Source organism: Leifsonia sp. RAF41 (genome assembly GCF_052114085.1).
Taxonomy (GTDB): domain Bacteria; phylum Actinomycetota; class Actinomycetes; order Actinomycetales; family Microbacteriaceae; genus Leifsonia.
In genome coordinates this window covers 2,303,482-2,328,056 of sequence record NZ_JBFREB010000001.1, presented here as the reverse complement: position 1 = coordinate 2,328,056, position 24,575 = coordinate 2,303,482, and the positions used below count along the sequence as shown (strand labels likewise).

Annotated in this window: 21 protein-coding genes and 1 tRNA gene; 14 read left to right on the top strand and 8 right to left on the bottom strand. The window is 70.5% G+C overall.

What is annotated here, in order from left to right:
- The first annotated feature begins 39 nt into the window (after positions 1–39).
- The 5 genes from AB4Y74_RS11210 to mfd all read left to right on the top strand — a co-directional run bounded on the left by AB4Y74_RS11210 (position 40) and on the right by mfd (position 6,482).
- A complete protein-coding gene (locus tag AB4Y74_RS11210; protein ID WP_441799160.1) occupies positions 40–546 on the top strand; it encodes a gluconokinase in 507 nt (168 codons plus the stop codon).
- 170 nt (positions 547–716) lie between these two features.
- Positions 717–1,328: a 50S ribosomal protein L25/general stress protein Ctc gene (locus tag AB4Y74_RS11205; RefSeq protein ID WP_441799159.1), complete on the top strand. Its 612-nt coding sequence runs from the start codon at positions 717–719 to the stop codon at positions 1,326–1,328.
- Positions 1,329–1,337: 9 nt separating this feature from the next.
- A complete protein-coding gene (pth, locus tag AB4Y74_RS11200) occupies positions 1,338–1,949 on the top strand; it encodes an aminoacyl-tRNA hydrolase (RefSeq protein WP_441799158.1) in 612 nt (203 codons plus the stop codon).
- A 152-nt stretch (positions 1,950–2,101) separates the two neighbouring features.
- A complete protein-coding gene (locus tag AB4Y74_RS11195) occupies positions 2,102–2,806 on the top strand; it encodes an alpha/beta fold hydrolase (protein ID WP_441799157.1) in 705 nt (234 codons plus the stop codon).
- 58 nt (positions 2,807–2,864) lie between these two features.
- Complete coding sequence (gene mfd / locus AB4Y74_RS11190; RefSeq protein WP_441799156.1) at positions 2,865–6,482, top strand: transcription-repair coupling factor; 3,618 nt, start codon at positions 2,865–2,867, stop codon at positions 6,480–6,482.
- Positions 6,483–6,488: 6 nt separating this feature from the next.
- Here the strand turns inward: mfd and AB4Y74_RS11185 are convergent, their stop codons facing one another.
- Positions 6,489–7,694, bottom strand: coding sequence for a Na+/H+ antiporter NhaA (locus tag AB4Y74_RS11185; protein ID WP_441799155.1), 1,206 nt, complete (start codon positions 7,692–7,694; stop codon positions 6,489–6,491).
- Between the two features lie 114 nt (positions 7,695–7,808).
- On the opposite strand from AB4Y74_RS11185, the gene AB4Y74_RS11180 reads away from it, so the two are divergent.
- Positions 7,809–8,504, top strand: a complete 696-nt coding sequence (locus AB4Y74_RS11180; RefSeq protein WP_441799154.1) for a MazG family protein — start codon at positions 7,809–7,811, stop codon at positions 8,502–8,504.
- 129 nt (positions 8,505–8,633) lie between these two features.
- On the opposite strand, the gene AB4Y74_RS11175 is transcribed toward AB4Y74_RS11180, so the two are convergent.
- Genes AB4Y74_RS11175 through AB4Y74_RS11160 form a run of 4 tightly spaced genes read right to left on the bottom strand, consistent with a single transcriptional unit; the run spans position 8,634 to position 12,668 of the window.
- Positions 8,634–9,470 (bottom strand): ABC transporter ATP-binding protein, encoded by an 837-nt coding sequence (locus AB4Y74_RS11175; RefSeq protein ID WP_441799153.1) that lies wholly within the window; start codon positions 9,468–9,470, stop codon positions 8,634–8,636.
- 1 nt (position 9,471) lies between these two features.
- Complete coding sequence (locus AB4Y74_RS11170; protein WP_441799152.1) at positions 9,472–10,542, bottom strand: FecCD family ABC transporter permease; 1,071 nt, start codon at positions 10,540–10,542, stop codon at positions 9,472–9,474.
- Positions 10,539–11,609 (bottom strand): FecCD family ABC transporter permease, encoded by a 1,071-nt coding sequence (locus AB4Y74_RS11165; RefSeq protein ID WP_441799151.1) that lies wholly within the window; start codon positions 11,607–11,609, stop codon positions 10,539–10,541. The genes AB4Y74_RS11170 and AB4Y74_RS11165 overlap by 4 nt, the downstream gene beginning before the upstream one ends.
- Positions 11,610–11,615: 6 nt before the next feature.
- A complete protein-coding gene (locus AB4Y74_RS11160) occupies positions 11,616–12,668 on the bottom strand; it encodes an iron-siderophore ABC transporter substrate-binding protein (protein WP_441799150.1) in 1,053 nt (350 codons plus the stop codon).
- A gap of 457 nt (positions 12,669–13,125) precedes the next feature.
- Between AB4Y74_RS11160 and hisS the strand changes: the two genes are divergently transcribed.
- From hisS to AB4Y74_RS11125, 7 genes are all read left to right on the top strand, one after another.
- Complete coding sequence (gene hisS / locus AB4Y74_RS11155; RefSeq protein WP_441799149.1) at positions 13,126–14,418, top strand: histidine--tRNA ligase; 1,293 nt, start codon at positions 13,126–13,128, stop codon at positions 14,416–14,418.
- A 227-nt stretch (positions 14,419–14,645) separates the two neighbouring features.
- Entirely contained in the window at positions 14,646–15,926 is a 1,281-nt protein-coding gene (gene eno, locus AB4Y74_RS11150) for a phosphopyruvate hydratase (protein ID WP_441799148.1), read from the top strand.
- A gap of 480 nt (positions 15,927–16,406) precedes the next feature.
- The gene (locus AB4Y74_RS11145; protein WP_441799147.1) at positions 16,407–16,655 is read left to right on the top strand and encodes a hypothetical protein; all 249 of its coding nucleotides are present in this window, start codon (positions 16,407–16,409) and stop codon (positions 16,653–16,655) included.
- A 107-nt stretch (positions 16,656–16,762) separates the two neighbouring features.
- Positions 16,763–17,290, top strand: coding sequence for an FtsB family cell division protein (locus AB4Y74_RS11140; protein WP_441799146.1), 528 nt, complete (start codon positions 16,763–16,765; stop codon positions 17,288–17,290).
- A gap of 6 nt (positions 17,291–17,296) precedes the next feature.
- Entirely contained in the window at positions 17,297–17,812 is a 516-nt protein-coding gene (locus AB4Y74_RS11135; protein ID WP_441799145.1) for a DUF501 domain-containing protein, read from the top strand.
- Between the two features lie 25 nt (positions 17,813–17,837).
- On the top strand, positions 17,838–19,136 hold the full coding sequence (locus AB4Y74_RS11130; protein ID WP_441799144.1) for a S8 family serine peptidase: 1,299 nt from the start codon (positions 17,838–17,840) through the stop codon (positions 19,134–19,136).
- 38 nt (positions 19,137–19,174) lie between these two features.
- A complete protein-coding gene (locus tag AB4Y74_RS11125; protein ID WP_441799143.1) occupies positions 19,175–20,596 on the top strand; it encodes an NAD(P)/FAD-dependent oxidoreductase in 1,422 nt (473 codons plus the stop codon).
- A gap of 279 nt (positions 20,597–20,875) precedes the next feature.
- Here AB4Y74_RS11125 and AB4Y74_RS11120 read toward each other — a convergent pair.
- A tRNA-Leu gene (locus AB4Y74_RS11120) sits at positions 20,876–20,949 on the bottom strand.
- Between the two features lie 370 nt (positions 20,950–21,319).
- On the opposite strand from AB4Y74_RS11120, the gene AB4Y74_RS11115 reads away from it, so the two are divergent.
- Positions 21,320–21,691, top strand: a complete 372-nt coding sequence (locus AB4Y74_RS11115) for a YchJ family protein (RefSeq protein ID WP_441799142.1) — start codon at positions 21,320–21,322, stop codon at positions 21,689–21,691.
- Between the two features lie 19 nt (positions 21,692–21,710).
- Here the strand turns inward: AB4Y74_RS11115 and AB4Y74_RS11110 are convergent, their stop codons facing one another.
- A complete protein-coding gene (locus tag AB4Y74_RS11110) occupies positions 21,711–22,079 on the bottom strand; it encodes an META domain-containing protein (RefSeq protein ID WP_441799141.1) in 369 nt (122 codons plus the stop codon).
- A gap of 95 nt (positions 22,080–22,174) precedes the next feature.
- Positions 22,175–24,400: an Ig-like domain-containing protein gene (locus tag AB4Y74_RS11105; protein WP_441799140.1), complete on the bottom strand. Its 2,226-nt coding sequence runs from the start codon at positions 24,398–24,400 to the stop codon at positions 22,175–22,177.
- Between the last annotated feature and the right edge of the window lie 175 nt (positions 24,401–24,575).

The window sequence follows — 24,575 nt, the reverse complement described above, 5'->3', positions numbered from 1 at the left end:
GGTGGGGATGCCGGTCGCGCGATGAACGAAGGAGACGGCGTGGACCGTGTGCAGGTCGTGGTGATGGGCGTGTCCGGGTCGGGCAAGACCACGGTCGGGGAGCGGCTGGCGGCCGAGTTGGGTGTCCCGTTCGTGGACGGGGACGCTCTGCACCCGCCGGCCAACGTCGCCAAGATGGCGTCGGGCGTGCCGCTCACCGACGAGGATCGCGGACCCTGGCTGCGCATCGTCGGGGAGACGCTCGCCGGGACGGCGCCGGAGGGAGTGGTCGTGGCGTGCTCGGCCCTGAAGCGTGCGTACCGCGACCTCATCCGTGCTGAAGCGCCGGGGACCGCCTTCGCCGAGCTGGACGGCTCGCGCGAACTGCTCGCTGAGCGCATGGCCGCGCGCCCCGGACACTTCATGCCCGTCTCGCTGCTCGACTCGCAGCTCGCCACCCTGGAGCCGCTCCAGCAGGATGAGGCCGGCATCCGGCTCGACGTCGGCGGAGCCCCCGAACAGCTGGCGTCGACCATCGCGGCAGCCGTAAGCCCGAGCGTCCGCTAGACTGACTAACTGAACTTCGGCGAGGGATGCTTCGGCATCCGTGATCGACGCGGTGGAGCAGGCTTCGCAGTCTTTCCTCGCGCACTTCGATGCGTTCGAGTCGAACAACACCACACACTGCGAGCCTCGCGGCTCGCCTGACAGCCGGCACGAGCCGGCGAGGAGACATCATGGCAGACGAGTCCAACAAGGTCGCAGCCGAGCTGCGCCAGAGCTTCGGCAAGGGCGCGGCGCGCAAGATCCGCGCCGTCGGCAAGATCCCCGCGGTCATCTACGGCCACGGATCCGACCCCATCCACGTCACCCTCCCGGGCCACCAGGTCTCCCTGCTGCTCCGCAAGGCGAACGCACTCCTCGACCTCGACATCGAGGGCACCAGCCAGCTCACGCTGGTCAAGGACGTTCAGAAGGACCCGGTGTCGCAGATCATCGAGCACCTCGACCTCGTGGTCCTGCGTCGCGGCGAGCGCGTCAGCGTCGAGGTACCCGTGCACGTCGAGGGCGAGCCGTACTCCGGCACCATCGCCGTGCTCGAGATCTCGACCATCAAGCTCGACGTCGAGGCCACCGCCATCCCCGAGCGGATCGTCATCGACGTGACCGACGCTGCCGAGGGCACGCAGTACCACGCCAAGGACTTCGACCTTCCGGCCGGCGCCGTCCTGGCGGAGGACGAGGACCTCCTCATCCTCAACGTCGTCGTCCCGGCCGCCTCGCGCGCCGACGAGGAGGCCGACGCCGAGGTGGCGGCGGCCGCCGCTGCGGAATCCGCCGCGGAGTAACAACCCGCTATGGAACCCCGTCACACTGCGCCGACCGGGCAGCCTGACGGGCCCTGGCTGGTAGTCGGGCTCGGCAACCCCGGGCCCGGCTACGCCAACACGCGTCACAACGTGGGTCAGATGGTGCTGGATGAGCTCGCCTCGCGCGGCCGCCTCACCTTCAAGTCCCACAAGACGAACGCGACGGTCGCCGAGGGTCGGTTGACCCCCGGCGGCCCGCGTTTCGTCCTCGCCAAACCGAATACGTACATGAACGTGTCCGGCGGTCCGGTCGCGCAGCTCCTGCGCTTCTATTCGCTCGATCCGTCGCAGCTGATCGTGGTGCACGACGAGCTGGACATCCCGTTCGACACCATCCGCCTCAAGCACGGCGGCGGCCATGGCGGCCACAACGGCGTCCGGGACGTGATGGCCGCGATCGGCACCGGAGACTTCGCCCGCGTGCGTGTCGGCGTCGGGCGTCCGCCCGGTTCCTCGGGCGCGGCGGACCACGTGCTCAAGGCCTTCTCGGCCGCCGAGCGCACCAACCTGCCGATCCTGGTCGCGGATGCGGCCGACGCGGTCGAGCAGATCGCGGCCGAGGGCCTGACCCCGGCGCAGAACCGGTTCCACGCGCGCTGACGCCCGTACCCCCGCACATTCGTGGCGAATGTGCGCTCTCGGGTGCGCTTTTCGCGCATTCGTGACGAATCTGCACCCCCGGCGATGGATGCTCAGCGGAAGCGAAGCAAGTGCCCTGCCGTCGGCCAGCGGCCACGCGTACCGTGACCGCTATGAAGTTGTTTTCGCGCGAGTGGGGCGATGGTGACCGCTACGCCGTCCTCGTCCACGGAGTGATGTCGGACTCGCGCAACTGGCGTCGCGTCGGGCCGGTGCTCGCATCCCACGGCTACCACGTGATCGCGGTCGACCTGCGCGGCCACGGCCACAGCCGCCGCGCGGCCGAGTACTCGGCCGAGCTCATGGCGCAGGACATCGTCGACACGGTCCCGACGCGTCCGGAGCTGGTCATGGGCCACTCACTCGGCGGTCTGACCGTGAGCCTCGCCATCGAGCGGCTCGAGCCCCAGCGGGTGGTCTACGTCGACCCGGCGTTCTCGTGCCCGGCCACGAACGGGTTCCAGCGGTGGCTCGCGCCGGCTTTCCTCCGCACCCTGGCGCGGCAGTCGGCGACGCGCATCGCGAAGCGGAATCCGCGCTGGGATCCGGCCGACGTCGCGATCGAGGTCGCGACCTTCAAGGCGTTCGACCGTGCCGTGCTGCCGGTCGTGCTGACCCCGGCCGCGATGCGGGCGCCCGAGGTGATGACGGTGCCGTCGTTGGTCATCCTCGCCGACGACTCGCGGCTGGTGCGGCCCGAGCAGGCCGAGCTGCTTCGTGACCAGGGGTTCCAGGTGCGCGTCGTGCCCGGCTCCGGCCACGTCATCAACCGTGACGACCACGACGGGTTCATGCGGGCGCTCGACGGCTGGATCTGACCCCGTTCTCCGCAGTCACCCCCTGGAACTGTCAGCGGCCCCACGTAGAATCGTCCGAGTGATACTCCAGGGTCTGGTCGACGCTCTCTCGCGCGATTCTTCGTTCAGCGACGCACTCTCGCACGCGGCGCGCGACGCCGACTTCTCGCTGACAGACGGACTGCGCGCGCCGCTCCTCGCGGGCCTCCTCCGCCGCCGCGCCGGGCAGGGTGGACCGCAGGCCGTGCTCCTGATCACCGCGACCGGCCGCGAGTCCGAGTCGGTCCGCGGCGCGCTGCCCTGCCTGCTGCCGGATGCCGAGGTCGTCGAGTTCCCGGCGTGGGAGACCCTCCCGCACGAGCGCCTCAGCCCGAGCGCCGAGATCGTCGGAAAGCGACTGACCGCGCTCCGCCGTCTCACCGACTGGGCCGATGGCGACCGAAGCACGCCGTTCATCCTCGTCGCCTCGGTGCGTGCCGCGCTGCAGCCCCTCGCCGACAACCTGACGGATTACGCGACGCTCGACCTCCGGACCGGCGGGCGCGGCTTCGACCTCGCCGGGCTGGCGGCGCAGCTCGTCGATCTGGCCTACGCCCGCGTCGACATGGTGACCCGGCGCGGCGAGTTCGCGGTCCGCGGCGGAATCCTCGACGTCTTCCCGCCGACCGCCGATCACCCGTACCGGGTCGACTTCTTCGGCGACGAGGTGGATCAGATCCGCGCCTTCTCGGTGGCCGACCAGCGGTCGCTCCCCGAACCCATCCCTTCGGTCGCCCTCCCGCCCAGCCGCGAGCTGCTGCTGAGCGAGTCGGTCCGGCAGCGCGCCCGCGAGATGGAGCACGAGTTCCCGAGCCTGTCGGCGATGCTGGCGAAGATCGGCGAGGGCATCCCGGTCGAGGGGATGGAGTCGCTGGCTCCAGCGCTCGTCGACCGGCTGGTGCCGCTGACGCACTACCTCCCGGAAGGCGTGGCCGTCGCCGTCCTGTCACCGGAGCGCGTGGCATCCCGCGCGGTCAGCCTCGCCGAGACGAACCGCGAGTTCCTCTCCGCAGCGTGGACGGCCGCGACCGTCGGCGCCGCCGCGCCGATCGACCTCGCCGCGGGCGACTTCATGACGCTCCAGCAGCTGAAGGACTCGGTGAAGTTCAGCCGGCCGGGGGTCCCCGACCCGGACCATCCGTGGTGGACGATGAGCGGCTTCCAGGCCAACGACGTCCTGCCGGAGGAGCGCGAGCTGGAGGAGCACCTGCAGGTGCGCATCCACGCGGAGGCCGTGCCGAGCTTCCAGGGCAATGTGTCGGGCGCCGTCGATCACGTGCGTGCCCGTCTGCGCGACGGCTGGCAGGTCGCCATCGTCGCCGCCGGCGCCGGACTGGTCGAGCGCGCGGCAGACGTTCTGGCCGAGTCGGAACTGCCGGCACGGCCCGTGGAGGAGTTTCCCGCCGATCCGGAGCCGGGCGTCGCCTACCTGCTCAAGGCGACTGCGGAGCACGGCTTCGAACTGCCCGGCATCAAGCTCGCACTGGTCAGCGAGGCCGAGTTCTACGGCCGCACGATCGGGTACGACTCCCGTCAGGTCAAGAAGCTCGCCACCCGGCGCAAGAACGTTGTCGACCCGATGGCGCTCAAGCCCGGCGACTACGTGGTGCACGAGACGCACGGCATCGGCAAGTTCGTCGAGCTCACCCAGCGGGAGGTCTCCAGCGGCGGGCGCAATGCGGTCAAGTCGAAGCGCGAGTACCTCGTGCTCGAGTACGCGCCGTCGAAGCGCGGCTACCCGGGCGACAAGCTCTACGTCCCGACCGACCAGCTCGACCTGCTCACACGGTACGTCGGCGGCGAGGCCCCGCAGCTCTCCAAGATGGGCGGAAGCGACTGGGCGGCGGCCAAGGGCCGCGCGCGTCGTGCTGTCCGCGACATCGCCGTGGAACTGGTCAAGCTGTACTCGGCGCGCATGGCGAGCAAGGGCCACGCCTTCGGGCAGGACACCCCGTGGCAGCGCGAGCTGGAGGAGGCCTTCCCCTTCGCCGAGACCCCCGACCAGTTGCAGACCATCGACGAGGTGAAGGCCGATATGGAGCGGCCGATCCCGATGGACCGCCTCATCTCCGGCGATGTCGGCTTCGGGAAGACGGAGATCGCCATCCGCGCCGCCTTCAAGGCCGTCCAGGACGGCAAGCAGGTCGCCATGCTCGTCCCGACCACGCTGCTGGTGAAACAGCACGCGGAGACGTTCCAGGAGCGCTTCGCCGGTTTCCCCATCCATCTGCGCCAGCTGAGCCGGTTCCAGAGCGACAAGGAGGCCCGCGAGACGCTCCGCGGCATGGCCGACGGCACGGTGGATGTGGTCATCGGCACCCATCGCATTCTCGCCGACGGCGTCTCCTTCAAAGACCTCGGGCTCGTCATCATCGACGAGGAGCAGCGATTCGGCGTCGAGCACAAGGAGGCGCTGAAGAAGCTCAAGACCAACGTCGACATCCTCGCGATGAGTGCGACGCCCATCCCGCGCACGCTGGAGATGGCGGTGACCGGCATCCGGGAGATGTCCACGCTCGCGACCCCGCCGGAGGACCGGCACCCGATCCTCACCTTCGTCGGCCCGTACTCGGACAAGCAGGTGGCCGCGGCTATCCGGCGCGAGCTGCTGCGCGAGGGCCAGGTGTTCTTCGTGCACAACCGCGTCGGCTCGATCACGAGCATGGCGGCCAAGCTGGCCGAGCTGGTGCCCGAGGCGCGCATCGGCGTCGCGCACGGAAAGATGAACGAGCACGCGCTGGAGCAGGTGGTCGTCGACTTCTGGGAGCGCCGGTTCGACGTGCTCGTCTCGACGACGATCATCGAGACCGGGCTCGACATCTCGAACGCGAACACGATCATCATCGACCGGGCCGACAAGTACGGCCTCAGCCAGCTGCACCAGCTGCGCGGGCGCGTCGGCCGTGGTCGCGAACGGGCCTACGCGTACTTCCTGTGGGACGAGAACAAGCCGCTCAGCGAGACAGCGCACGACCGCCTGTCCACAATCGCGGCGAACAACGACCTCGGCAGCGGCATGCAGGTGGCCCTCAAAGACCTGGAGATTCGCGGAGCGGGCAATCTGCTCGGCGGCGAGCAGTCCGGCCACATCGCGGGGGTCGGATTCGACCTGTATCTGCGGATGATCGGGGAGGCCGTTTCGACGTTCCGCGGCGAGGTCGCCGAGGGGCAGACCGAGCTGCGGCTCGAGCTCCCGGTCGACGCGCACATCCCCGAGGAGTACGTGGACAGCGAGCGCCTGCGGCTGGAGGCGTACCAGAAGCTGTCGACGGCGGCCTCTCCGAACTCCAAGGACGGCCAGATCGACCTCGTATTGGAGGAACTGACGGACCGCTATGGCGAGCCACCGGAGCCGGTGACGAACCTGATCGCCGTCTCACGCCTCCGCCGCGCCGCCCAGAAGGCCGGACTCGGCGAGGTCGTCGCGATGGGATCCAACCTCCGGCTGGCGCCGGCCCTCCTGCCGGACTCGCTGCAGGTGCGCCTGCAGCGGATGTACCCGGGCTCGAAGTACCACGCCGCGCCGAAGGTCGCGACGGTGCCACTGCCGCGGGTCAACGGCGAGGCGCTGCCCGACTCCGAGTTGATCACGTGGGTGGCCGACCTGCTCGGCGCGCTCTTCCCCGAGAAGGAGCCGGTGGCCGAGCAGGCGAGCTGACCGGCGTCAGCCCTTCCGCGGAAGCGGAACCTCTTCGTGCGCCGGCCCGTGCGACCGCGGGTGCGGGTTCGGGTGCGGGTGCAGCCGCCGGTTCTGCCGCGCCAGCGCACTCACGAGGATGCCCGAGAGCACGATCGCGATCGCTGATCCGAGGAGCACTGCGAGTGTGCCCTCCGACCGGACCACGTCGTTGCCCGCGAAGGCCAGCTCGTTCATCAGCAGTGACACTGTGAAGCCGATACCCCCGAGCGCGCCGATGGTCACCAGTGCGAGCGCGCTGATGCGCCCGCGCTCGGCCTTGGGCCGTGTAAAGGAACCCAGCCAACCTCCGAGCGAGATACCGACCACCTTGCCGACCGGGAGCGCGATGAGGATGCCCCAGAAGGCGGGCGAGAGCTCCGACGGCGCAACGCCCGGGATGACCACCAGGGCGGCCGAGAAGGCGAACAGTGGCAGGATCAGTCCGTTGTTCCACGGCTGCAGCGCGTGGGCAGTGCGTCCCCCCGGCTGGCGGGCCATGACCAGGCCCAGAGCGACTCCGGCGATCGTGGCGTGCACGCCGGAGTCGTAGACCAGGAACCAGGCCAGCACCGCAAGCAGCACCATCAGCACACCGAGCGGCCAGCGCATCCGTCCATGCAGGAAACGGCTGAGCACCCCGAATGCGGCCACGACGACGGCCGCCAGAGCCAGCTCCCACAGATTCGGGTCCTGGGTGAAGAAGAGCGCGATGATGAGGATGGCGACGAGGTCATCGAGCACAGCAAGAGCGAGCAGGAAGACCCGCAACCGGTTCGGCAGACCCCGGCCGAAGACGGCGAGCACGCCCAGTGCGAAGGCGATGTCGGTCGCCGTGGGGATCGGCCAGCCGTCCGCGAAGGGGGTGCGAGCGGTCACCACGAGGTAGACGGCCGCCGGGACGATGACGCCGGCGATGGCGGCGATCGCCGGGTGGATGGCCTTCTGGAACGAGTTGAGCTCACCGGCGACCAGCTCATGCTTGAGCTCGACGGCGACGATGAAGAAGAAGATGGCGAGGAAGCCGTCGCTGATCACGTGTCCGACGCTCAGTTTGAGGGCGCCGGTGCCGAGGTAGGCGTGCTGGAGGTCGAGCAGTGCCGGGCCCGCGCCGGTGTTGGCCAGCAGGAGCCCGAGGGCAGCGGCTCCGAGCAGCAGACCTGCTGCGGTGCGTTCGGATCGGATGATGCTCATGCGGGTCACCATTCTCAGGGGTCACGGAAAACGACGCCGACCAGACTTCCCGGCACACCCATGACGACTCTAGCCGGTGGCAGGATGGATGAAGCGTAGAGCGAGGAGGTTCGCATGGGGGAGACAGTCGGTCCCGTCGTGGTTCCGGATACGGCGACGAAGCTGGACGAGCTCGTCGCGGTGATGGCCCGGCTCCGTGCGCCGGACGGCTGTCCGTGGGACGCCGACCAGACGCACGAATCCCTGGTGCAGTACCTGATCGAAGAGACGTACGAGCTGATCGACGCCATCGAGACGGGTAATCGAGACGAGCTGCTCGAGGAGCTCGGCGACGTGCTCTACCAGGTGCTGTTCCACGCGGACATCGCCGCACACACTCCGGGCGAGGACTTCGACATCCAGGATGTGGCGGAGCACATGACCGCCAAGATGGTCGGCCGCCACCCGCACGTCTTCGGCGACCGTGCAGCTGCCGACGCCCGCACTGCCGAGACGGCGGACGACGTCGTCGGCTTCTGGGACGACCTCAAGAAGCTGGAGAAGCCCGGGCGCACCAGCGTGCTCGACGGCATCCCGCAGGGCATGCCGTCGCTCGCTCTGGCCGACAAGCTGCTCGGGCGCGCCGAGAAGGTCGGGCTGCTCGACCTGCAGGAGCAGGGCGGCGTCCAGGTCGGCAGCGAGGACGAACTGGGCCCGCTGCTGCTGGCCATCGTCGCGTCCGCGAAGGCTCAGGGACTGGATGCGGAGCGCGCGCTGCGGTCGACGCTGCGCGACCTGCAGGAGGAGATCCGCGAGCAGGAGAGCGCGTGACCCCCCGCTCCCTCCTCCCGCCGGCTTGCCGCTGACTGCGGCGTCTCGGAACGACTGCGCACGGGCGACCCGGTGCACACGTGACAGGACGCCGCAGACGCGCGACGCAGGGGGGCAGCCGCCGCCGCGCTAGGCGGTGTGGTGCCGCCCGAGCGGGACGACCAGCGGAGTCCCGGTGACAGGGTCCGCGGCGACCACCGACTCCACCCCGAACACCTCGCGCACCAGGTCTGCGGTCACGACGGCGGACGGGTCCCCGGAAGCGACCACGGAACCGGACCGCATGGCGATCAGATGCCCGGCGTACCGTGCGGCCAGGTTGAGGTCGTGGAGCACCATGACGACCGTCGTGCCGCGCGCGGCGTTGAGGTCGAGCAGCAGGTCGAGCACCTCCAGTTGGTGACTGATGTCGAGGAAGGTGGTCGGCTCGTCCAGCAGCAGGATGTCGGTCCGTTGAGCCAGGGCCATCGCGATCCAGACGCGCTGACGCTGCCCGCCGGACAGCTCGTCCACCGGGCGGTCCGCCAGATCGGCGACCGCGGTCGCGATCATGGCTTCGGCGACCGCCTCGTCGTCCTCCGCCGTCCAGCGCCGGAACCAGCCCTGGTGGGGATACCGACCGCGCGAGACCAGGTCGGCGACGGTGATCCCGTCCGGGGCGGTCGGTGTCTGGGGCAGCAGGCCGAGCCGCTGGGCCACGCGCTTGGTCGGCAGTCCGTGGATGTCGGCGCCGTCGAGCAGCACGGTGCCGGAGGCGGGAGGCAGGAGCCGGGAGAGCCCGCGCAGCAGGGTGGACTTGCCGCAGGCGTTGGGGCCGACGATGGCGGTCACCCGACCGGCCGGGATGTCGAGGTCCAGCCCGTCGACCACCACCCGTCCCTCGTAGGCGAGCGACAGGTTCCGGGCGGCCAGCTCGGCGGTCTCGGCGGGAGTCGATGCGGCGTTTGTCGTTCTCTGGGGTGTCATGTCAGCCTCCACGGCCCACGGAGTTGGTTCTGGCGAGCAGCCAGAGCAGGTACGGTGCCCCGACGATGCCGGTGACGACGCCGACGGGCAGTACGACGCCCGGGATCGCGAACTGGGCGACGATGTCGGAGACGACGAGGATGAGCGCGCCGAGCAGGGCGGACGGCACGAGCGCGAGCGACCCGCGGCCGACGAGCCGCCGTGCGATTGGTGCGGCCAGGAAGGCGACGAACGACACCGGGCCGGCGACGGCCACCGCGATGGCCGCCAGCGCCACGGCGACCGCGACCACCGCGAGGCGCGTGCGCTCCGGCCGTACGCCGAGGCCGGCGGCGAGGTCGTCGCCCAGCGACAGAGCGCCGAGCGGTCGGCCGACCAGCAGCGCGCACGGCACCAGGAGGGCCGTCCCGGCGGCGAGCACCAGCAGCGCCGACGGGTCGACGGAGTTCAGGCTCCCCGTGATCCAGACCAGCGCCTGCTGAACATCGGAGACGTCGGCACGAGTGAGCACGTACGAGACGAGACCGCCGCAGAACGCGGCGATCCCGATCCCGATCAGCACGAAACGGTAGCCGCTGACGCCGTTCCGCCACGCGAGCACGTAGATGAGCGCGGCGGCCGCGAGCGTGCCCGCGAGCACGACGCCGGAGAGCGCGAGTCCGGTGAGCCCGAACCAGATCAGCGCGATGGATCCCGTGGCGCTCGCCGCGGCGGTGATGCCGATGATGTCGGGGCTGGCGAGCGGGTTGCGGGCGACCGACTGGATGAGGGCGCCGGAGAGTCCCAGGCACGCGCCGACGAGCGCGCCGGCGACCAGGCGCGGCAGACGCAGGTCGAGGATGACGAAGGACGTGAGGCGGTCGGCCCGTCCGACCAGCGCGGCCAGCACATCCGCGGGTGCCACGGAGGCGGCGCCCAGCGTGAGCGAGACGGCCGCGACCACCACGACGAGGGCGGCGAGCACGACCGAGATGCGGAGGGCGCGCGAGCGGCCGCGATGCCGGTCGCTGCGGACGGCGGCGACGGCGCCGTGCGTGATCGAGGGCGGGGCCACCCCGCTGGGCGCGTTCACAGGCTCACCATCCGGCGGCGGCGCACCAACGCGATGAAGACGGGCGCTCCGACGAACGCGAGCACCACGCCGACCTGCAGCTCACCGGGCGGGGCGATGACGCGGCCCAGGATGTCGCAGGCGAGCAGCAGGGAGGGCGCGATCAGGGCCGAGTAGGCGAGGATCCAGCGGTAGTCCGCGCCGACCACGCGTCGCGCGATGTGGGGAACGATGAGACCGGCGAACGCGATCGGGCCGACCGCCGCGGTGGCGGAACCGCAGAGCAGCACGATGGCGACCCCGCACAGTGCCCGGGTCACGCCGACGCGCTGGCCGAGGCCGCGGGCGACGTCGTCGCCGAGCGCCAGCCCGTTCAACAGGCGGCCGAGGACGAGAGCGATCACCGCGCCGACCGTCAGCGTCGGCAGCACCTGCCAGAGGACGCCGAAGCCCCGGCCCGCCAGCGAGCCGACCTGCCAGAACCGCATCGCATCCAGCGACACCCGGCTGGTCAACTCCACCGCCGTGATGAGCGACCCGAGCGCAGCCGAGACCGCCGCCCCCGCGATGGCCAGCTTCACGGGAGTGGCACCCTCCCGGCCCAGCGACGACACTGCGTACACCAGGGCCGAGGCCAGCGCGGCACCCGCGAACGCGAACCAGATGTAACCGGAGGGCGACGTCACACCGACGAACGCGATCGCGACCACGACCGCCAGGGAGGCGCCGAAGTTGACGCCGAGGATCCCGGGATCGGCCAGCGGGTTTCGCGAGAGCCCCTGCATGACGGTTCCGGCGAGCCCCAGGCCGAGGCCGGCCACGATGCCGAGCAGCGTGCGGGGGAGACGGCTGTCGACGACCACCAGCGCGTCCGCATCCGTTCGGGAGTAGTGCAGCAGCGCGTGCAGGACGTCGGCCGGCGGGATGGTCCGCGCGCCCACCAGGAGACTCAGCACGGACAGGACGAGCAGCAGGACGAGGGCGGCGACGAACCCCACCAGCAGACGCCGGCGGCGCCGGGCGAGCGAGGAGGGCACACGGCCGCTCCCCGTCCGCCCGGCGTCAGAGGTGACGACGCTCGACGACATCCGCCGCTACTTCACCTTGTCGGCGGCCTTGGCCAGCTCCGGCACGTAGCGATCGAGCATCCAGGGGATGCTGAGCACGCTCGGGGCACTGGTCGCGGCGACGAACGATTCGCCGACGATCGGAGCGAAACGCCCCTCCGTGATGGTCGGCATGGCGGCGACGAGCGGATCGGCCGTGAACGCATCCACCGACGACTGCTTGTCGAAGTACATGACCAGCAGGTCGGTGTCGATCTTCGAGAGGTTCTCGTTGCTCAGCTGGTAGAAGAAGCTGCCGTCGCCCTTCGACTGGTCGAGCGCGTCGATGCTGGGGGAGTTCTTCAGCCCGAGGTCGTTGAGCAGCTGGACGCGGGGGTCCTCGGCCCGGTAGACGTTCAGCTTGCCTGGCTCGTTGGCGGCGGCGTAGAAGAACTTCTTGTCCTTCAGCACCGGGTACTTGGCGGCGAGGGCGGTCACGAAGTCTTCGGTCTTCGAGACCAGCGCGTCGGCCTCCGCGGTGAGGCCGAGCGCCTTGCCGACGATGGCCGTCTGGTCGCGCCAGCTCGTCGCCCACGGCTTCTCCGGGTAGGCGACGACAGGCGCGATCTTGCTGAGGGTGTCGTACTCGGTCTGCGTGAGACCGGAGTACGGGGCGAGGATGACGTCCGGCTGTGCCGAGACGAACTCCTCGAAGGGGACCTCGCCGGTGTCGGCGTTCAGCAGCTGCGGGGTCCTGCCGTCGAGCTTCTTGATCTGGTCCGCGTCCCACGGGAGCACGCCGTCGGCGTTCCCGCCGTAGCTGAAGGAGGGCATGGCGACCGGGACGATGCCCAGCGCGAGCACGATGTCCTGAGCGCCCCATCCCCAGGTCGCGATGCGCTTCGGCTTCGCGTCGATCGCGGCCGAGCCGAGGGCGCTCTTCATCGTCACGGGGAACGAACCGGAGTCGCCGCCCGTCGTGCTTTCGGATCCCGAGCCGCCGGCGCTGCAGCCGGTGAGGACGAGGGCGGAGGCGACGACCGCGGAGGCGATCAGGGCGAAGCGCGACCGGCGGGGGGCGACGCGAGCGGCACGGGGCATGGTTCTCCTCAGGAGGGGATGTGTTCGGGCGTCGGGCTCGGTGATATCGGCCCGTATTAGGCAAGCCTAACCTAATACGCCGAGTCGTCAACGGGCGAACGCCGGCCCGGGCCGTTCGATTAGGAAGCTGGTCGGCAGCGCGTCCCCCTGGCATCCGATCGCCATTCGGGTGAGGCGCCTGGTGGGGGCGCGCTCCTGGTCCCGGGTGGACGCGTTGTCGACCTCTGTGTCTGGCAGCGAGCAAGCGCCGTGGTCGGACGAATGCGACTCATGCCAGGCCCCGCAATGGGGGCACCACCGCACCGCGCACGCGGCGCGGCATCAGGGTGGCAACACGCGGATTCTACGCGCGCGGGCGGAGCCGCCGCGATCCCCCCGGGAGGTGTCGAGAGGAGGCGGGAGGTGCCTGCGGGTGGCTGCATGCGTGCGATGCGGGCCGTCATGGAAGAATCGGGACATGGCCTCCCCGATCACCCCGCCCCGCGGCATGCGCGACTTCCTCCCCGCTGAGAAGGCCCGCCGCGAGCATGCCCTCGGGGTGATCCGCCGCAGCTTCGCAGCCCACGGCTTCGACGAGATCGAGACGCCGGTGGTCGAGGATGTGGAGCGCCTGCACTCGGGGCTCGGTGGCGACAACGAGAAGCTGTCGTTCAGCATCCTGAAGCGCGGCCTCGACGGGGATGCGCTGACGGCCGCCATCGATTCCGGCGACCTGCTGGGCCTGTCCGACCTGGGGCTCCGCTTCGACCTCACGGTTCCGCTCGCGCGCTTCTATGCCTCCCACCGGGCCGAGCTGCCGCCGGTGTTCCGCAGCATCCAGATCGCCCCCGTGTGGCGGGCGGAACGGCCGCAGAAGGGCCGCTACCGGCAGTTCGTGCAGTGCGACATCGACATCATCGGCGAGCCCACGCAGCTTGCCGAAGTGGAACTGATCACCGCGACCGCCGCGGCGCTCGAGGCGCTGGGGCTGACGGACTGCACCATTCGCATCAACGACCGGCGCATCCTCAACGGCCTGCTCGAATACTGCGGCTTCGACGAGACGCGCTGGCCGCAGGTTCTGATCTCCATCGACAAGCTCGACAAGATCGGTGCGGAGGGCGTGGTGGCCGAGCTGGCGGAGGGCGGGGCGGACGCTGCCGCCGTTCTCGGCGGCATCCTCGCCGACCTGGAGCCGCACCTGGCCGACGGCGGAGTCGAGCTCACCGTCGAGGCGATCAGCAGCATCCTTCCCGAGGGGATGGACACCGACGCGGTCGCCGACCTGGAGGCGCTCGCGCACGCGCTGGATACCCTCCCGCCCGGCGTCAGCCTGCGTTTCGACCCGACGCTGGTGCGCGGAATGGGGTACTACACGGGCACGATCTTCGAGATTTCGCACCCGGGGTCGGGCAGCTCCGTCGGCGGCGGTGGCCGCTATGACGGCATGATCGGGCGGTTCCTCGGCACCGACGTGCCCGCGGCCGGCTTCTCGATCGGCTTCGAGCGCGTCGTCGACCTGATCGAGCTGCCGGAGGACGCCGTTCAGGAGTCGGTCGTTCTGGTGTTCGACCCGGCGGTCCCGCTCGACCGGCTGGTCGCGATCAAGTCGGAGCTCGTCGCCCGCGGGTGGCGCGTCCGCCTCGACCGGCGCGCGAAGAACCTGAAGGCGGTGCTCGACCGCGCGGCCGCCACGGGGTTCCGGTCGTTCGCGTTCGTGAATGCGGACACCGCCGACGCGTCGGCGCTCGAGGTCAAGCCGCTCGCGTAGGCGTTTCGCGCCGCCTCCGGCTCGGGGTCGGGTCGGCAGCCGGCCCCGGGCGAAAGGGAGGATTCTCGGCCCTTTCCGGCCCGCGGCGCCTCCGAACCACGTGATCCGGCCGTCCTGAACTCCATAGCTCCTCCGTTTCGGGGTGGGCCGCCTCAGGTGCCACCGGGCAGGAACGCCTCACTAGACTGACTTCGGAATCCCCGAAAAAACCACGCAAGGAGACAGTTGTGGCTGCAATCGAAGCTGTAGGCGCTCGCGAGATCTTGGACTCGCGCGGCAACCCGACCATCGAGGTCGAGGTGCTCCTCGAAGACGGCACGGTCAGCCGTGCCGCCGTCCCGTCCGGTGCCTCCACCGGTGCCTTCGAGGCCTACGAGCTGCGCGACGGCGACAAGGAGCGCTACCAGGGCAAGGGCGTGCTCAAGGCGGTGGATGCGGTGCTCGACGAGCTCGGCCCCGCTATCGAGGGCTTCGAAGCCGCCGACCAGCGCCTCGTCGACGAAGCGCTCATCGACCTCGACGGTACCGACAACAAGAAGCGCGTCGGTGCGAACGCCATCCTCGGCGTCAGCCTCGCCGTCGCCAAGGCCGCGGCCGACTCGGCCGACCTTCCGCTGTTCCGCTACCTCGGTGGCCCGAACGCGCACATCCTCCCCGTGCCGATGATGAACATCATCAACGGTGGCGCTCACGCCGACACCGGCGTCGACATCCAGGAGTTCATGGTGCTCCCGCTCGGCGCCGAGACCTACTCCGAGGGCCTCCGCTGGGGTGTCGAGACCTACCACTCGCTCAAGTCGCTGCTGAAGTCGAAGGGCCTCAACACAGGCCTTGGCGACGAGGGCGGCTTCGCCCCCGAGCTCGAGAACAACCGGGCCGCGCTCGACCTGATCTCCGAGGCCATCCAGCAGGCCGGCTTCACGGTCGGCCGCGACATCGCACTCGGCCTCGACGTCGCCTCCACGGAGTTCTTCGAGAACGGTTCCTACCGGTTCGAGGGCCAGGAGCGCTCCGCCGCCGAGATGAGCGCCTACTACGCCGAGCTCGCGGCGAACTACCCGCTGGTCTCCATCGAGGACCCGCTGGCGGAAGACGACTGGGAGGGCTGGGCCCACCTCAACTCCGAGCTCGGCGACAAGCTGCAGCTCGTCGGCGACGACCTGTTCGTCACGAACCCGAAGCGTCTCGCACAGGGCATCGCGCTCAAGGCCGCGAACAGCATCCTCGTCAAGGTGAACCAGATCGGCACGCTCACCGAAACGCTCGACGCTGTCTCGCTCGCTCAGCGCAGCGGCATGACCGCCGTGCTCTCGCACCGCTCCGGCGAGACCGAGGACACCACGATCGCCGACCTGGCCGTCGCCACGAACTCCGGCCAGATCAAGACGGGCGCCCCGGCCCGCTCGGAGCGCGTCGCCAAGTACAACCAGCTGCTCCGCATCGAGGAGGAGCTGGGCGACGCCGCGGTCTACGCCGGTCGCAGCGCCTTCCCGCGCTTCACCGCGTAACGCCTTCACCGCCTGCAACGGCCCCCGGGGATCCGTCCCCGGGGGCCGTCGCGCGGCCCGGCCGCGCCTCCCCGCTTCCCCCCTCGCACATTCGTGACGAATGTTCCTTCTCGCGCCTCCAAAAGGGACATTCGTCACGAATCTGCTCGCCCCGCACCCAGCCCGCCTCGCAGATTTGCGCCAATTCGCGGTTATGGCGCCGCTGAAACCGCGAATTGGCAAAAATCGAGTGGTGCCCCCACGAGCAACATTCGGCACGAAAGTCGCTTTTGGTGCCCCGATAACGACGATTCGGCACGAATGTCGCTTTTGGTGCCCCGATAACGACGATTCGGCACGAATGTCGCTTGTGGTGCCCGCGCTCGCGAGCGGCGCGAGCGGCGTGGTGATCCGAGAACGACATTTGGCGCAAATCTGGCGGGCGCGACGGCAGGGGCAGTCGCGCGGGCGGGCAGAGCGCGCGGCGTGCAGAATGAGGGGATGGTCCGAGTTGAGTCGGAGGTCGTGCCGCTGGCGCTGTTCGTGGCGCTCGCCGTGCTGTTCGCCGCCCTCGGCGTGTTCTGCCTGCTGCGGCCGGAGCGGGCGGCCGCCTTCTTCGCCGACGAGGATGCGCGTCGACCGTTCCGACCGAGGGATGCGCGAGCGCTCGGCGCCGTGTTCGCGCTGGGCGGTGCGGCTCTCGCCGCGGTCGGGATCGTGCGGCTGGTCACCGTCCTGAGCGCGGGCTGAGCGCATCCCGACACCCCGCCGCGCCGTCGGCCGGACGACCGTCATCGCCTACGATGGGAGGGGGCCGACCGGCTCCAGTCCGTACGCGCTCACGACCGGGAGGGCCCATGCCGAAGTCGCGCACGCGCCGCGTCCCGGTGCGCATTTCGCGCCCGACCGGCACTGGTCGGTGGCTGCGTCAGCTCCACTTCTCGGCCTTCTCGCTGGTCATGATGGGCGTGCTCGTGCTTGCCGTCGTCATCCTCGCGCCGACGGTCCAGGCGTTCCTCTCGCAGCGCCAGCAGATCGCCGACCAGCAGCACGCGGTCGACCAGCTGGCGACGCAGGTCGACACGCTGAAGGACCAGCGCGCGCGCTGGAACGACCCCAGCTACCTGCGCGCCCAGGCGCGTGACCGGCTGTACTACGTGCTGCCCGGCGAGGTCAGCTACCTCGTCATCGACGACCGCGCGCCTGCTGCGAAGCAGGACACGACCCCCGTCAGCTCCAAGCTGCAGAAGACCCAGACCGACTGGGTCGGCTCGCTCTTCGGCTCCTTCATGGGCGCCGGCCTCACCGAGGCCACGCCGCAGCAGCTGAACGGCACGCCGGCGCCCGGCCCGACCCCCACCCCGACCTCCGCACCGAAGAAGTAAGCCCGCATGACCAGACCACCCTTCGATCCCGTGACCGACGAGGACATCGCCGTCGTCTCCGAGCAGCTCGGCCGCCCGGCGCGCAACGTCGTCGGCATCGCCGCCCGCTGCGTCTGCGGCCGTCCCACTGTGGTGTCCACGGCCCCGCGACTCGACGACGGCACCCCGTTCCCGACGTTCTACTACCTGACGCATCCCGCAGCCACCGCGGCGATGTCGGCGCTCGAGGCGACGCAGGTGATGAACGAGTACAGCGAGCTGCTGGCCGCAGACGACGAGCTGAGCGCCCAGTACCGGGTCGCGCACGAGCAGTACCTGTCCGACCGCGAATCGGTCGCCGTGGTGGAGGAGATCGCCGGAATCTCCGCCGGGGGGATGCCCTCCCGCGTCAAATGCCTGCACGCCCTGGCCGCGCACGCGCTCGCGGCAGGGCCGGGAGTGAACCCGATCGGCGACCTGGCGCTCGCCCGCGGCAATTGGTCGCCGACGGTGTGCGAGTGCCGCATCGACGTCGCCGGCTAGGACCGTTGTGCGGGGGAGCAGCGTCATGCGGGGGAGCGGCAGCGGTGAAGGACGGATGCGGCGGCTGGCCGCCACCGTCGCAGCCGCCGCGCTCGCTGTCGCAGCGGCGGTCGTCCCCGCGACCGCTGCTCATGCCGACCAAGTGCGCGACCTCGAGTACTGGCTGAACGACTACGGCTTCTCCGAGGCCTGGAACACGACCCGCGGAGCCGGAGTGAAGGTCGCCGTCATCGACACCGGCGTCGACGGCTCGGTCCCCGACCTGGCCGGTGTGGTGGTGGGCGGCACGGACGTCTCCGAAGTCGGTGCGGCCAACGGCCAGAAGCCGATCGGCGACGCGGAGAGCGCCAACCACGGCACCTGGGTGGCGTCCCTCCTCGCCGGTCGCGGAACGGGCCCCGGGAGCGGAGTGCTCGGCGCGGCCCCCGAGGCGAGCATCCTCACCGTCTCGGTGGCGCTCGGCAAGGCGATGGGACCGGTCGGCAGCGACGAGCAGATCGCCCAGGCCGTGCGCTGGGCGGTCGACAACGGAGCATCCGTCATCAACATGTCCCTCACCCGGAACACCCTGGACTGGCCGGCCAGCTGGGACGACGCGTTCCAGTACGCTTTCGCCCACGACGTCGTCATCGTTGCCGCCGCGGGCAACCGGGGCAGCGGCACGAGCGAGGTGGGCGCGCCCGCCACGATTCCCGGCGTGCTGACCGTCGCCGGCGTCGACCGGGAGGGCAAGGCCAGCTTCGACGCCTCGGCGCAGGGCATCACCATCGGGGTCTCCGCGCCGAGCGAGCAGCTCGTCGGCGCGAATCCCGGAGGAGGCTACGTGCAGTGGGCCGGCACGAGCGGTGCCGCACCCCTGGTCTCCGGAGCCGTCGCCCTGGTGCGGGCGGCGCATCCCGAGCTGAAGGCACCGGATGTGATCGAGCGAGTCATCCGGACGGCAAAGCCTGCGGGCGGCACGGTTCCCAGTCCGATCTACGGCTACGGGCTCCTGGATGCGGCCGCCGCCGTCACCACGGACGTGCCGCACGTCACGGCGAACCCGATGGGCGACCTCGGCGACTGGATCCGCATCCACCGGCGAGCTCAGTCGCCGTCGGCCACCGCGCCGCCGTCGTCGGACGAAAACGCACAGGCCGTTCCGGCCCCGGCGAAGCTGACTCCCGAGCGCGCGGTACCATGGAGGCAGATCTTGTGGCCGCAATGGAGCGTCCTCACCGCTTTCTGGCTTCCATTCGCTCTGATCGCCGGCTTCCTCGCCCTCGTCGCCCTCGGCGGCGTCGGCGCGTGGCTGCATTTCAGGCGAATGCGGAGCAGGGAGTAATGTAGGCCCAAACTTTCGTGTTGAGGAGACGCATCACTGTGCCCAAAATCCTGATCGTCGGCGGCGGCTACGCCGGCTTCTACACCGCGTGGAAGCTCGAGAAGCAGCTCCGCCCGGGCGAGGCCGAGGTCACCATGGTCGACCCGCTGCCGTACATGACGTACCAGCCCTTCCTCCCCGAGGTCGCGGTCGGTTCCATCGAGCCGCGTCACGCGGTGGTCGCCCACCGCCGCCACCTGAAGACGACGAACATCATCACGGCGAAGGTCACCTACGTCGACCACGCGCGCAAGGTCGCGACGATCCAGCCGCCGGTCGGCGAGGCCTACGAGCTCGAGTACGACATCGTCGTGGTCACCGCGGGCGCTGTGTCCCGCACTTTCCCGATCCCGGGCGTCGCAGACCAGGCCGTCGGGCTCAAGAACATTGAGGAGGCCGTGTACATCCGCGACCGCCTCCTGACCAATTTCGACAAGGCGGCCGGCCTGCCCGCCGGCCCGGAGCGCGATCGCCTCCTGACCGTCGTCGTCGTCGGCGGTGGCTTCGCCGGCATCGAGATCTTCGCCGAGCTCCGTTCGTTCGCGAGCGCGCTGCTGAAGCGCTACCCGGAGCTGTCGTTCGAGGACACCCACTTCCACCTGATCGAGGCCATGGGCCGGATCATGCCCGAGGTGTCCCTGAAGACCAGCCACTGGGTGATCAAGAACCTCGCGGAGCGCGGGGCGCAGATCCACCTCGACACGCAGCTCCAGAGCGCGGTGGACGGCGTCATCCAGCTGTCGACCGGCGAGACTTTCGAGACGGACCTCATCGTCTGGACCGCCGGAGTCATGGCGAACCCGACGGTCGTCCGTCACACCGACCTTCCCATCGAGGAGCGCGGTCGTCTGCGCGTCCGCGCCGACCTGCGCGTGGGCACCGACGAGGAGATCATCGAAGACGCGTGGGGCGCGGGCGACGTGTCCGCCGTCCCAGACCTCACCGGCGCCGGTGTCGGCGGCTACTGCGTCCCGAACGCTCAGCACGCGGTGCGCCAGGGCAAGCTCCTGGCGAAGAACATCGTCGCCACGCTGCGCGGCGAGCTTCCGCGCCAGTACTACCACAAGAGCCTCGGCGCGGTCGCGGGTCTCGGTGTCGGCATCGGCGTGATGCAGTCCGGCAAGCTCGCGATCAAGGGAGTCGTCGGCTGGCTCGCGCACCGCGGCTACCACGGTCTCGCGATGCCGTCGTGGGAGCGCAAGTGGCGCGTCATCTGGGGCTGGTGGAACAACTTCTGGCTCGGTCGCGACATCGTGTCGCTGCAGGCCGTGCAGAACCCGCGCGCCAGCTTCGAGGAGTTCGCCTCCCGCCCGAAGCCGGCCATCGAGGCCGCTCCGCCCGCTGAGGAGCCCGCCAAGAAGGCGCCCGCCCGCAAGAAGGCGGAGGCTGCGAAGCAGCCCGCCGAGGTGACGGCTAAGTAGCGTCAGCGTTTCGTGACGGTGGTCGCGGCGCCCTGGTTCACCGGGGGCTGCGGCCACTGTTTCGTTTAAGCCCGCGAAGCCGGCCGACGTCGGAGGTCTCTGAACCGCTGACGGTGCGCGCATTCCTCCGTTTCGGGGCGGCCGCAGGAATCGGAGGAGAACACTCTCGAGGCGCGTCCCGACGAGCGGAAGGGAGGAGAAAAGGGGCTCGGCGAGCAACGGCTCCTCCGTCAGCGAGCGGTCACGCGTGTGTCCACGGCTGAGCGAAGCAAAGGACCGTACCCCCAGTGGGACTCGAACCCACACTCGAGCGAGTTTAAGTCGCGTGCCTCTACCGATTGGGCTATGGGGGCCGAAGCCGACGGCGTCCGCGCGACGGCGCGGTCGGAGGGTCTACCGGTTGCGGTACGGCGAACGGACCATCTGGATGACGGCCGCGGTGGCGAGGATTCCTCCGACGACCACGACGAGACCGATGAGACCGATGAGCAGACCTTCCATGCCTTCAACGCTACACCGTCGCCGCTGTCGGCCGCGTCTGCGAACACCCTCAGGGCATCCCAAGTCCCTGTCCAACCTGGCGGCTCACACTGGCGTCGACACCCTTTCTGGTGAGGTGTCCCTGACCCGGCCGGTGCCCGAGATCCCCCCGATGCGGCCACCGGCCGGGTTTTCATGCCCGGCCTGGACCGCGACGCAGACCCGCGCGGCTAGGCTCGACGGATGATCACGCGCTGCCCGTGCCTCAGCGGCGAGACGTACGACGCCTGCTGCGGACCGCTCCACCGGGGCGCTCCGGCGCCCACGGCCGAGCGACTCATGCGCTCCCGCTTCAGCGCGTTCGCCCTCGGTGACGCGCCCTACCTGCTGCGCAGCTGGCACCCGTCCACCCGGCCCTCCGAGCTCGCGCTCGATCCAGGTCTGCGCTGGTACCGGCTCGACATCGAGCGCACCGAACGCGGAGGCCCCTTCGACACGGACGGTGTGGTGGAATTCATCGCGCACTACAAGGGCGACGAGCGCGGCAGCCTCCACGAGGTCTCCCACTTCGTGCGCGAGGGACGCGACTGGTTCTACGTAGAGGCGAACCAGTAACCGTGGCGCGGCGGCAACGTCAGTTCTTGGGGAGGGTTCCCACCTTCTGACCGCCGTTCGCGTAGATCACCAGCTCGTCGCCGGAGACCTTTGCGGTGTGTGCGCGGCTCAACCACGGATTGACGCCCTCACACGCTTTCAGCGTGGAGGCGAACGGGCCGAAAGTGTAGGTATCCCCGCTCACTGTGCCCGTGCCCGCCAGATCGTTGCAGCCGTCGGATCCCTTGAACGCGCCGTCCGCGGTGATCGTGAGGTGCGGCTGTCCGGAGGCCGTCGACCCCCAGGAGCCGGTGAACGGGGACCCGGACGGCGAGCAGCCGCTCAGGGCGAGCATCCCGGCCACGATGACGGCGGCGAAGGTCAGACGGAGCGGGCGGGCGCTGATCATGCGCTCACAGTAGGATGCCGCGTCTTCGCCTCGCAAGACTCCACCGGCGGTCGCCGCGTCCGCGTCAGCGTCCGCGTCCGCGTCAGGCGTCCGCGTCAGGGGAGGGTGCGGTCCAGCGCGGGCGCGACGTAGCGCTCCCACAGCCAGAAAGCGACGCTCGCGGCCGCGAACCCCACCGCCACGCCGACGATCACCGTCACGCCGACTCCCCGTTCGACGAGGGATGCGACCGGCAGGAGGAGCGCGAAGAGCACCGTGTAGACGACGAGGCTCAGCCCTCCCCACAACCATCGCGACCACTGGGCGATCGCGCGCCCCGCCAGGCCGCCGATCGGGAGGAGCATCACCGCGGCCGAGCCGATGCCGACAAGTGCGAGCACGTTGACCAGCACGGAAAGGAACGCGGCGAGGGGAGTGGTCGGCGCGGCGACGAGGCCGACGGCGAGCCAGGCGAGCACCCCGAGGGCGGCCACCGCGGAGACCTGCAGGGCGGCGATCCGGCCCCGGCGCGCCCGGCCCGCGTGCGGACCGACCGCGAGGCCGAGCACCAGTACGAAGAGCAGCGCGGGGGAGAGTCCGAGCAGCCGAGAGCCGATCGCGGCGACGGTGACCACGAGCAGCAACCCCGGGCGGAGGGTGACCCGCGGCACCGGGAGGTGCAGGTGCGGCGCCATGCCGCGACCGGCGAGCACCCACACGGCGTTGACCGCGGCGACCGCGACGATCACCGCGAGGAGAACTGCCGGGTACGCGGCGGCATTCGGAACCGGCGTCGAGAGCGTCACCAGCACGGCGGTCACCAGGCCGGCTGCTGCGGCGGGCCAGAGCGGCAATCGGCCACCAGCCGACGTGCCGGCGGTGGATGCTGTTGCTGCAGCGGTCGCCGTCCCTCGGGCCGTTGCGCCGGATGCTGCCGGTGGCCGCCCGAACAGTGCCGAGGCGTCCGAGACATCCGACCGGGGCCGGTTGCGCCCGAACACCGAGGCTCTGCCGCCGTGGCGTGCGCGGTCGCGCCGTCCGCGGGCGAGGGCGGCGGCGAGCAGTCGCGCCGGGAGCACGAGCAGCAGGAGGGCGGCGACGGCGAGTCCGGCGGAGCGGATCCACCCCGGGAGCGCCTCGGCTGACACGGTCGGGGCGGCGGCGGTCGTGAACGGCGCGTCGAGCCATCCCCTCGGCTCGGGATGGTTCGGCCCGGTCGGCGGCACGGCGCCCGGTGCGGCAGGCACGGGCGCCGTCGGTGAGGGCACCGGCGTCGGTGTCCGTGTGGTCGATTGTGATTCGGCGGCGCTGCCCGCGGGGACCGTCAGCGCTACCGCGTTGCTGCCGGCGCTCACGTTGCCCGCAGCGTCCCGCTGTAGTGCGGACAGTGTGTAGGCGCCCGTTCCGAGCGAGCCCTGGCAGGACCAGGCGCCGGCAACCACATCCGCCGTGCAGACCACAGCAGCGCCCTGGTCGGTGGAAGCATAGAGGGTAACGTGCGCTCCGGTCTCTCCGGCGCCTCCGAAGGCGAGCGGTGCGCCCGGCGCGGGGGAACCGGCGGTCGGAGTCGTGATACTCGGCGCGGCGGGCGCCGTGCGGTCCACGTCGATGGAGACGCGGTCGCTGGTCGCCGAGCGCTGCGACGAGAAGTCGGCGACCTGGGTGGCGGTCACCGTGTGACGGCCGTCGGTCAGGTCGCCGCTGAGGACGCATCCCCAGCTGCCGTTCGAGTCGGCTGGGAACGTGCAGGCCGCGCCGGTGTCGGCCGTGACGGTGACGCTCGCGCCCGGGTACGCCGAGCCCCGGACGCCGCCGGTGGTGGGCACGACACCCTCCCCGGCGATCACGGGCGGGTGCAGCACCCGCACCCGGCCGCTGTCGCTGCCGCCCGAACGCGCCTCCGCGCGCACGGCGACCCCCGGACCGTCCGGGAGGGAGGCGATGCCGCAACTCCAGCGCTGGTCGTCGTCGACGGTCGCCTGGCAGCTCTCGGCCGCACTCGGAGCGGAACCGCCGGAGACCGCCACGACGTCGCCCGGCGTTCCGGAGCCGGCGACGGTGAACGGGAACGTGGTCACCACGCCGGAGGGGAGGGCGTCGAGGGTGAGCGGCCGCGAGGTCGGCGGCGGCGATGGTGTGCTCGACGGTGGGTCGGTGTCGGCGGGCCTGGCCGCGGACGGAGCGGCGGAGACGGTGGATGCGGTGGCGGGCGTGTGGACGCCGGTTGCGGACTGCTGTGGTGCGGTCGTCGGGGAGGCTGCCGCAGCGGGCGGCGCGTCTCCGATCAGCCCGACGGCGCTCAGCAGCAGCGCGGCGAGGGTGGCGACGGTCGCAAAAGACACCAGTCCGATCGACCCCCTCGGGCGGACTGGTGGTGACACGTCGCTCGTAAATCCCCGCATTCCACCCCATTCCAGGGGGTAGCGGAGGTCGCTGTCAAACGAATCGCCGCGATTTACGGCATACTTCCATCTGGGTCAACTGTCCCACTTTCTCCCGCGCGACGAAGCGCGGCGG